Origin of the sequence: Methylobacterium variabile (assembly GCF_001043975.1) — a bacterium.
GTDB classification, from domain to species: domain Bacteria; phylum Pseudomonadota; class Alphaproteobacteria; order Rhizobiales; family Beijerinckiaceae; genus Methylobacterium; species Methylobacterium variabile.
The window spans coordinates 1-9,007 of record NZ_LABY01000255.1 but is presented as its reverse complement, the minus strand read 5'-3'; the positions used below and the strand labels follow the sequence as shown (position 1 = coordinate 9,007).

At 71.6% G+C, this 9,007-nt stretch carries 9 protein-coding genes and 1 pseudogene; 5 read left to right on the top strand and 5 right to left on the bottom strand.

Features of this window, described 5'->3' with window-relative positions; all coding sequences use genetic code 11:
* From VQ02_RS37675 to VQ02_RS29530, 3 genes and pseudogenes are all read left to right on the top strand, one after another.
* Positions 1–114: pseudogene (locus tag VQ02_RS37675) on the top strand (3-deoxy-manno-octulosonate cytidylyltransferase); the annotation flags it as partial.
* A gap of 21 nt (positions 115–135) precedes the next feature.
* The gene (locus tag VQ02_RS29535; RefSeq protein WP_048447822.1) at positions 136–990 is read left to right on the top strand and encodes a prephenate dehydratase; all 855 of its coding nucleotides are present in this window, start codon (positions 136–138) and stop codon (positions 988–990) included.
* Between the two features lie 268 nt (positions 991–1,258).
* Entirely contained in the window at positions 1,259–1,462 is a 204-nt protein-coding gene (locus VQ02_RS29530; RefSeq protein ID WP_342447865.1) for a GIY-YIG nuclease family protein, read from the top strand.
* Between the two features lie 178 nt (positions 1,463–1,640).
* On the opposite strand, the gene VQ02_RS29525 is transcribed toward VQ02_RS29530, so the two are convergent.
* From VQ02_RS29525 to mbfA, 5 genes are all read right to left on the bottom strand, one after another.
* Positions 1,641–2,366 (bottom strand): SOS response-associated peptidase, encoded by a 726-nt coding sequence (locus VQ02_RS29525; RefSeq protein WP_048447821.1) that lies wholly within the window; start codon positions 2,364–2,366, stop codon positions 1,641–1,643.
* Positions 2,367–2,396: 30 nt separating this feature from the next.
* A complete protein-coding gene (locus VQ02_RS29520; protein WP_048447820.1) occupies positions 2,397–3,392 on the bottom strand; it encodes a magnesium transporter CorA family protein in 996 nt (331 codons plus the stop codon).
* A gap of 166 nt (positions 3,393–3,558) precedes the next feature.
* On the bottom strand, positions 3,559–4,029 hold the full coding sequence (locus VQ02_RS29515) for a YbaK/EbsC family protein (RefSeq protein WP_048447819.1): 471 nt from the start codon (positions 4,027–4,029) through the stop codon (positions 3,559–3,561).
* A 122-nt stretch (positions 4,030–4,151) separates the two neighbouring features.
* Entirely contained in the window at positions 4,152–5,495 is a 1,344-nt protein-coding gene (glcF, locus tag VQ02_RS29510) for a glycolate oxidase subunit GlcF (RefSeq protein ID WP_048447818.1), read from the bottom strand.
* 142 nt (positions 5,496–5,637) lie between these two features.
* Entirely contained in the window at positions 5,638–6,606 is a 969-nt protein-coding gene (gene mbfA / locus VQ02_RS29505; RefSeq protein WP_048447817.1) for an iron exporter MbfA, read from the bottom strand.
* 620 nt (positions 6,607–7,226) lie between these two features.
* Here mbfA and VQ02_RS29500 point away from each other — a divergent pair.
* Together VQ02_RS29500 and VQ02_RS29495 are read left to right on the top strand one after the other, a co-directional pair.
* Positions 7,227–8,006, top strand: coding sequence for a lysophospholipid acyltransferase family protein (locus VQ02_RS29500; protein ID WP_048447816.1), 780 nt, complete (start codon positions 7,227–7,229; stop codon positions 8,004–8,006).
* Positions 8,003–9,007: 3-deoxy-D-manno-octulosonic acid transferase (locus VQ02_RS29495; RefSeq protein WP_157080864.1), on the top strand; the 1,005-nt coding region annotated here is incomplete at its 3' end. The genes VQ02_RS29500 and VQ02_RS29495, both read left to right, overlap by 4 nt.

Below are 9,007 nucleotides of genomic sequence, written 5' to 3'. Positions count from 1 at the left end.
GAGGCCGGGATGCGGATCGACGCCGTGGTGGTGGACGACGTGCCCCTCGGGGTCGACACACCCCACGACCTCGCCCGCGCCCGGGCCATCCTGGCCGCCCGGCGCCTGAACTGACCGCCTCCCGAAAGCGCATCGATGAACACGACGATCTCCTACCAGGGCGAGCCCGGCGCCAACTCGCACATCATTATCCAGGAGGCCTATCCGGACTGGACGCCCCTGCCCTGCGCCACCTTCGAGGACGCCTTCACGGCGGTGCAGGACGGCTCGGCCGCCCTCGGGATGATCCCGATCGAGAACTCGATCGCCGGCCGCGTCGCCGACATCCACCACCTGCTGCCGGCCTCAGGCCTCCACATCGTCGGCGAGCAGTTCCTGCCGATCCACTTCCAGCTCATGGCCCTGCCGGGCGTGAGCCTGGAGGAGATCCGCACCGTGCACAGCCACGTCCACGCGCTCGGCCAGTGCCGCAAGATCATCCGCCGCCTCGGCCTCAAGGCCGTCGTGGCGCCCGACACCGCCGGCGCCGCCCGCCAGGTCGCCGAGGGCGGCGACCGGACGCGCGCCTCCCTCTCGCCCCGGCTGGCCGCCGCGATCTACGGCCTCGCCATCCTGGAGGAGGACGTCGAGGACGAGGCGCACAACACCACCCGCTTCGTCGTCGTGTCCCGCGAGCCGGCGGTGCCGCCGGTCGGCGCGGGCCCGACCGTGACGAGCTTCATGTTCCGGGTGCGCAACATCCCGGCGGCGCTCTACAAGGCCCTCGGCGGCTTCGCCACGAACGGCGTCAACATGACCAAGCTCGAGAGCTACATGGTCGAGGGCCAGTTCACCGCGACCCAGTTCTACGCCGAGGTCGACGGCCACCCGGAGGAGCCGGGCCTGCGCCGAGCGCTGGACGAGCTGGCCTACTTCTCGAGCGCCATCCGGATCATCGGCACGTATCCGGCCCATCCGTTCCGGGAGAGCGCCAAGCCGCCGGCGGAGTGAGGGGGCGGGACGCGGTTGCAAGAGTTCGTTTCCTCGACGTTCATGCCACTCTCCGCGTCATCCCGGGGCCGCGCAGCGGAGCCCGGGATCCAGGACCGCAGGTGATGCAGAACGGAGCGGTACGCTGTTCGCATCGCCTTGAAACACTTGAGTGTCTGGATTCCGGGTTCCGCTGCGCGGCCCTGGAATGACGCGGAGTGATTCAGAATGGTAAGGTGCCTCGACAGCGGATGAGAAGCGGCACGCGCGCTGGTATTACCACGTCTATATGATGGCGAGCGCGCAGAACGGCACTCTCTACCTAGGCGTCACCAACGATCTCGCTCGTCGTGCCTATGAACATCGCAGTCGGCGGCAAGATGGCTTTACCGCTCGGTATGATGTCACGGGACTCGTCTGGTACGAAGAGTACGACCGGGTGCAGGAAGCGATCGCGCGGGAGAAGATGCTCAAGAAGTGGCGGCGCGATTGATCGAAGATTTCAATCCGCTTTGGGATGATCTATACCCCACGTTGGCGGGATTCTGAATTGCCTCTGCCCCGACGAGACTCGACGATCGACATGATCGTGGTGCCATTCCGGGCTCCGCTGCGCGGCCCCGGATTGACGTGGAGAGCGATGCGACCGTGCGTCGAAACGTCGGACCGTCCTAAAACAGCGAGCCCTGCGCCTCCGTCTTCCGCTCCGGCTGCGGTGGCGCGGGAGCATCCTCGTCCGGCCGCAGCAAGCCCGAATCGTCGTTGCGCACGTCGTTGACCCGCCGGCTCGCCGGTGCGAGGTCGAGCCATTCCTCGGGCGCCGGCCGGCAGAGAGCCGACGCCGCCCCCGCATCGACCTCCCGCAGGTCGAGCCAGTGGTCGACGCCCTCCGGCGACAGGATCGCCGGCATGCGCTCGTGGATGCCGGCGAGCAGCCCGTTGGCGTCGCAGGTGACGATCGCCGCGGTGTCGATCTCCGAGCCGTCGCGGCTGCTCCAGGTCTCCCACAGGCCGGCGAGCGCCATCGGGCGGCCGTCGGCGCGGCGGATGGCGTAAGGCGCCTGGCCGCGCGGTCCGCCGCGGCGCCACTCGTAGAAGCCGTCGGCCAGTAATACGCAGCGCCGGTAGCGCAGGGCGTTGCGAAAGCTTGGCTTCTCGGCCGCGGTCTCGATCCGGGCGTTGATGACGAGGGGGAAGTCGTCCGGGTCCTTGACCCAGGCGGGCAGGAAGCCCCAGCGCATCAGCACGAAGCGCCGCCGCCCGTGCTCGGCGGTGACGACCGCCACCGGCTGGGTCGGCGCCACGTTGTGGCGGGCCGGGAAGTTCGGCTGCTCGGCGTAGCCGTAGGCCTCCCGGAAGATCTCGGGCGAGGAAGTGACGAAGAAGCGGCCGCACATCCCGTTCGATGTCCCCTGTCGTTCAGTCTCTCACAGCCAGCGCTTCCAGCGGAAGAAGGCGTAAGGCAGGATCGCCGCCACCACCATCATCACCACGGCCATCGGGTAGCCGAAGCCCCAGTCGAGTTCCGGCATCACCTTGAAGTTCATGCCGTACATCGAGGCGATCAGGGTCGGCGGCATGAACACCACCGCCATGACCGAAAACAGTTTGATGATGTTGTTCTGCTCGAGATTGACGAGGCCGAGGGTGGCGTCGAGCAGGAACTGGATCTTGCCCGACAGGAAGGTCGCGTGCTCCTCGAGCGACTGGAGGTCGCGCAGTGTCGAGCGGATCTCCTCGCGGATCTCCCGCGGCGCCTTGCTGGCCCGGTAGCTCGCCGAGAGCGAGAGCAGGATGCGCTCGACCGAGACCAGGCTCTCGCGCTGCTGCGACAGGAGTTCGTTGTGGCGCCCGAGCGCACGCAGGGTGTCCTGCAATTCGGCATTGCGGGCGCTCGGGTCGGAATGCTCGGCGAAGATCAGGCGCGAGAGCCGGTCGATGCGCTCTCCTTGTGCCTGGAGCACGTCGGCGGCGCGGTCGATGACGGTCTCGATCAGGCCGGCCAGGATCGCCTCGCCGGTCAGCATCACGCCGGCCGGCCGCGCCGCCCGGTGGACGAACATCCGGAACGCCTGGGGATCGTCGTAGCGCACCGTGGCGAGCTTGTTGTCGCGCAGGATGAAGGTGACGCCGGTGAGCCGCGCGTCGTCGGTGTCGACCCGGCAGAGCAGGCGCCCGGTCATGTAGCGCGCGCCGTTCTCGACGTAGAGCAGCTCCGAGGGCTCGATGTCCTCCATCTCCTCCCGGGTCGGGATCGAGATGCCGAGGAACGCCTCGACCTTGTGGTCCTCCTGGCGGGTCGGCTCGATCAGGTCGATCCAGAGCGCGTCCGGCGGGATCGGCTCGGACATCTCGAGCAGGCGCCGCTCGAGGAGCGGCTGCCCGGTGCTGGCGCAGGCGTTGGGCTGATGGACGAAGATCAAGGGCGGTCTCGGACGGGCAAGGCGCGGCGGGAGTGACGCGGCGGGAGGGGCCTTGTGGCCGGCCGCCTTGAAGGCTCCATGACAGAGGCTCCCTGACAGCTAGGTCACGGACGCCCCGGTTGTCGATGACGCCCGGTCCACAGCCGCGCGGCGTTTTCGCCCGCCCTCACGCCTCGGGCGGCTGGCACACGTCGATCCACTCCGCCCCGGTCAGTGCCGCGAGGCGCTCGGGCGCGACCCGCACGGCGCTGTTGGGTGAGCCCGCCGCCGGCACCACCTCGTCGAAGGCACGGAGGCTCACGTCGCAGTAGACCGGGAGCGGATTCGCGAGGCCGAACGGGCACACCCCGCCGACGGGATGGCCGGTGATCGCCTCGACCTCCTCCGGGCCCAGCATCCGGGGCTTCGTCCCGAAGGCGGCCCTGGCCTTGCGGTTGTCGAGGCGGGCGTCGCCGCGGGCGACCAGCAGCACCACCCGCTCGCCGAGGCGCAGGGACAGCGTCTTGGCGATGCGGGCCGGCTCGACGCCGTGGGCGGCCGCCGCGAGCGCGACGGTGGCCGAGCTCGCCTCGGTCTCGAGCACCGTGAGGTCGGGGGCGCGCTCGGCGAGGTCGGCCTTGACGGAGGCGAGGCTCATCGGCGGACGGTTCCGGATCGGAAGGGAGGGTGGGTCACAGGCGGGCTCACGGGAAGGAGGATGCCGGTGCGGCTCCCCTCGCCCGGCGCAGCCCGCCGCGCAAGCCCCCTGCCCGCGTGCGCCTACTCCGCCGCCGCCAGCGCCGGCCGCCTGTCGGCGACGCCGTCGAGGGCGGCCGGACGGGGACCGCCGGTGGCCCAGTCGAGCAGCTCCACCGTGTGGACGATCGGGATCGCGGTGCCCTTCCCGATCTGGGTGGCGCAGCCGATGTTGCCGGTGGCGATCACGTCGGGCCGGACGCGCTCGATGTTGGCGACCTTGCGGGCGCGCAGATGCGCGGCCAGCTCCGGCTGCAGGATGTTGTAGGTGCCGGCCGAGCCGCAGCAGATGTGGCCCTCCGGCACGTCCTTCACGGTGAAGCCGGCCCGGGACAGCAGCGCCTTCGGCTCGGTGCGCAGGCCCTGCCCGTGCTGCATCGAGCAGGCGGAGTGATAGGCGACGACGAGGTCGGTCTCGACCACCGGCTCGGAGAGGCCGAGCGACGTGACGTACTCGGTGACGTCGCGGGCGATGCCGGCGACCCGCGCGGCCTTCTCCGCGTAGGCCGGGTCGTCGCGGAACATGAAGCCGTAATCCTTGATCGTGGTGCCGCAGCCCGAGGCCGTGACCACGATCGCGTCGAGCCCCTCGCCGTCCATCTCGGCGATCCAGGCGTCGATGGTGCGTTTCGCCAGCGCGTGCGAGGACTCCTCCTGGCCCATGTGGTGGGTGAGCGCGCCGCAGCAGCCCTCGCCCCTGGCCTGCACCACCTCGACGCCGTGGCGGTTGAGGAGCCGGATCGCCGCCTCGTTGAAGTCCGGCCGCAGCACGCTCTGGGCGCAGCCGCGCAGGAGCGCCACCCGCCCCCGGCGCGGGCCGGCGGGCGGGAAGCGGCCGGGCCGGTCGCTAGCCGAGCGGTTCGGCAGCGCCGTGGGGGCGAGGTCGAGCATCGCGGCGAGCCGGTTGCCCACTTTCGGCATCCTCGCCGCCAGTCCGCGGAACGGCCGGCCGAGGGTGGCGCCGAGCAAAGCCAGGCGGAAGCGGTGCGGGTAGGGCAGCACGCGGGCCAGCACCGCCCTCAGGAAACGGTCCTCCGCCGGGCGGGCGTAGGTCTTCTCGATGTGGGCGCGGGCGTGGTCGACGAGGTGCATGTAGTGCACCCCCGACGGGCAGGTGGTCATGCAGGACAGGCACGACAGGCAGCGGTCGACGTGCTTGACCACCTCGGGGCTCGCGGGCTTGCCCCCCTCCAGCATGTCCTTGATCAGGTAGATGCGGCCGCGCGGCGAATCGAGCTCGTCGCCGAGCAGCAGGTAGGTCGGGCAGGTGGCGGTGCAGAAGCCGCAATGCACGCAGGTGCGCAGGATCTTCTCCGAGGCGGCCATGGCCGGGTCGGCGAGCTGCGCGGGGGTGAAGCTGGTCTGCACGGCGGTTCCTCGGAGGGGCTCTTGGGGGCTCTTGCGGGCGCTTCTTGAATGCCTTCGCTTCCCCGTGTTCTAGACCATTTTCAAGGTAGCGGGAGCGGCATTCGGCGCCGCCTCCCGCGCACGGTGCCGCACGGGGACACCCTCAGGCGCTGCCGATGACGGCGCCGGCGGCGAGCACCAGCACCCCGCCCAGCACCACCTGCAGGGCGGCGCGCCAGAACGGCGTCTCCATGTAGCGGGTGCGGATGGCCGAGATGGCGAGGAGCTCCACCGCCACCACCAGGATGGCGAGCACGGTCGCCACCGTGAAGGCATTCGACCAGGAATCCGGCACCAGGTAGGGCAGCGTGTGGCCCAGCCCCCCCACCGTCGTCATGATCCCGCAGACGAGGCCGCGCAGCCAGGGCGAGCCGCGCCCGGTGATGCTGCCGTCGTCGGACAGGGCCTCGGTAAAGCCCATGCTGATCCCGGCGCCGATCGAGGCCGCGAGCCCGACCAGGAAGGTCTGCCAGTTGTTGTGGGTGGCGAAGGCGGCGGCGAAGAGCGGCGCCAGGGTGGAGACCGAGCCGTCGATCAGCCCGGCGAGGCCGGGCTGCACGTAGCGCAAAACGAACAGGCGGTGGGCGACCCGAGCCTCCTCGGCGGCGGCCCCGCCGGCCTCCTGCTCCGCCGCCAGCGCCCCGGCCCGGCGGCCATGACCGCGCTCGACCTCGGCCAGCCGCGTGAAGAGCTGGCGCACCCCGAGGTCGCGGGAGAGCTCCGCCGCCCGCTCGTAGAAGCCGGCGGCCTGCGCCTCCATCGCTTCCGCCTCCCGCCGCATCCGCCCGGCATCGAGCCCCTGCCACCAGACGGCCCGGCGGCGGGGAAAGCCCCGCACGTCCTCGCGCCGCAACGGCGGCAGGTGCTCGCCGAAGCGCACCCGGTAGGCGGCGTAGAGGTCGTCGCGGTGGCTCCGCTCCTCGTCGGCCATCGCCTCGAACAGCCCCGCCGAGCCCGGCAGGTCTGGCCGCAGGCTCTCGGCGAAGCTGCGATAGATGCGGGAATCCTCCTCCTCGCTGGCGATGGCGAGCGCCAGCACCTCGCGCTCGGTGAGATCGGTCAGGGCCTTCATCCGCCTGCTCCTGTTTGGAACGCTTCCAATCTATAGATTGGAAGCGTTCCAAACAAGCCGCTGCACGCACCGGGACCGTCCCGGGCCTGCCGGGGCGTGCGCCGGAGGCACCGCCGACCCCGGACGCCTCGGTCCGCGCCCGGCGTCCTGGCGAACCTCGACAGTCCGCTTCTCACCTGCCATCAATGACAGTCTATGACATTGTGAATGGTATCAGCTATTTAGCTGGCGGAGGCTCCCTGCCCTATGCGGGGATCGACCCTCAGGTGCGACCCCTTGCGCCGCGGCCATCGAGGCTCCCCCGCCCACATGGGGATCGACCCGAGGCGAGACGGGCCGCGAGCACGATGTGATGGGCTCCCCGCCTACGCGGGGATCGACAGACCGCCGTCTCGTGCTGCCCCTGGAGCGACCAGGCTCCACCACCCACGCTGGGATCCCCGAAGCGCTTCGCGGTGCGGTACCGCACGCTGCGTCAGGCGTCTGCAACCTGACGGCGGTTGCTTCGCGGGCCCGAACGGAGCATGACGGCGCCCGGATTCGCGGGCGGGCTGCCCGGTCCTTCCCGGGTCGGCATCGCCGCGTCCCGCCTCGAGCGTCCCCCTCCACGAAGTGCCCGCATGAGCGTCGTCACCCGCATCGCCCGCAGCCGGGCTGCCCAGGAGAGCCTCGGCTTTCTTGGCGCGAGCTACCTGAAGCTGGTGCGGCGCACGAACCGCTTCACCCTCGATCCGCCCGACGCCTACGACTGGCTGACGCCGTTGCGGCCGTTCATCGCCGCGATGTGGCACGGCCAGCACCTGATGGTGCCCTTCGTGCGCCGGCCGCAGGACCGCGTCGCCACCATGGTGTCGCGCTCCATCGACGGCGGCGTGAACACCGCGGTGCTCGAGCGGTTCGGGGTCAGGGTGATGCGCGGCTCGGGCGCGCGGCGGTCGAGCGACGTCTGGGCCAAGGGCGGGATCCAGGCGCTGCGCGGCTGCCTCAAGGCGCTGGAGGACGGCGAATCGGTCGCCTTCAGCGCCGACGTGCCGAAAGTGTCGCGGCGCTGCGGCGAGGGCATCGTGATGCTGGCCCGCCTCTCCGGCCGGCCGGTGGTGCCGACCGCCGTGGTGACGAGCCGCTACCTGCAGTTCAACAGCTGGGACCGGGCGAGCCTCGGCCTGCCCTTCGGCCGCGGCGTGATGGCCTTCGGCGAGCCGATCACGGTCGCCCGCGACCTCGATCCGGCGGGGATCGAGGCCGCCCGGCTGCGCATCGAGACCGACCTCAACGCCGTTCACGCCCGGGCCTTCGCGCAGGTCGGCCGGGTCGACCCGGTCCACGGGCGCAAGTCTGCCGGCAAGGGTCCCGGCAAGGATCCCGGGCAGGCGCCGCCCGCCGGAGACGCCGCCCGATGAGGCGCGAGGCGACGAGGGGCGGGGATGTGCCGGCGCTGCTGCGCGCCTACCATTTCGGCCTGATCGCCCTCGAGCCGGCGCTCGCCGGCCTGCTGGCCTGGCGGCGCAACCGCGGCAAGGAGGACCCGGTGCGCCTGCCCGAGCGCACCGGCCGCCCGGGCCGGCCGCGCCCCGGCGGCCCCCTGGTCTGGGCCCACGGCGCCAGCATCGGCGAGGCCCTGTCGCTCCTCGGCCTCGTCGATCGCCTGACCCGGCGCGGCTTCACGGTGCTGGTCACCTCCGGCACCCGCACCTCGGCGGAGCTGCTGGCCCGGCGGCTACCCCGCGGGGCGCTGCACCAGTTCGCGCCCCTCGACGCGCCGCGCTACCTCGCCCGCTTCCTCGACCACTGGCGGCCGGACCTGGCGCTCGTGGCCGAATCCGAGATCTGGCCCAACACCATCCTGGCCCTGCACGCGCGCGAGGTGCCGCTGATCCTGGTGAACGGGCGCATGTCCGAGCGCTCGGCGCGGGCCTGGTCTCGCACCCCGGCGGTGGCGCGGGCGCTGCTCTCGCGCATCGCGCTCTGCCTCGCCCAGAGCCAGGAGGAGGCGGAGCGCTTCGCCCGCCTCGGTGCCCCCCGGGTGGATGCGGGCGGCAACCTGAAGTTCGACGCCGCGCCGCCGCCGGCGGATCCCGAGCAGCTGCGCCAGCTCGCCGGCGTGATCGCCGACCGCCCGGTCTGGCTCGCCGCCTCGACCCATCCGGGCGAGGAGGCCGCCGCCACCGCGGTCCACCGGGCCCTCGCCCGGCAGCACCCCGACCTCCTCACGATCGTGGCGGTCGGCGATCACGCCGGCGAGCTGGCGCAGCTGCTCGGGATCCGCCGGCGGCGGCGCGGCGTCGAACTTCAGGTTGCCGCCCGCATCCACCCGGGGGGCGCCGAGGCGGGCGAAGGGCTCCGCCTCCTCCCTGGCCTGTGCGAGGCAGATCGCGAGGCGCGAGAGAAGCTCGCGCGCCTC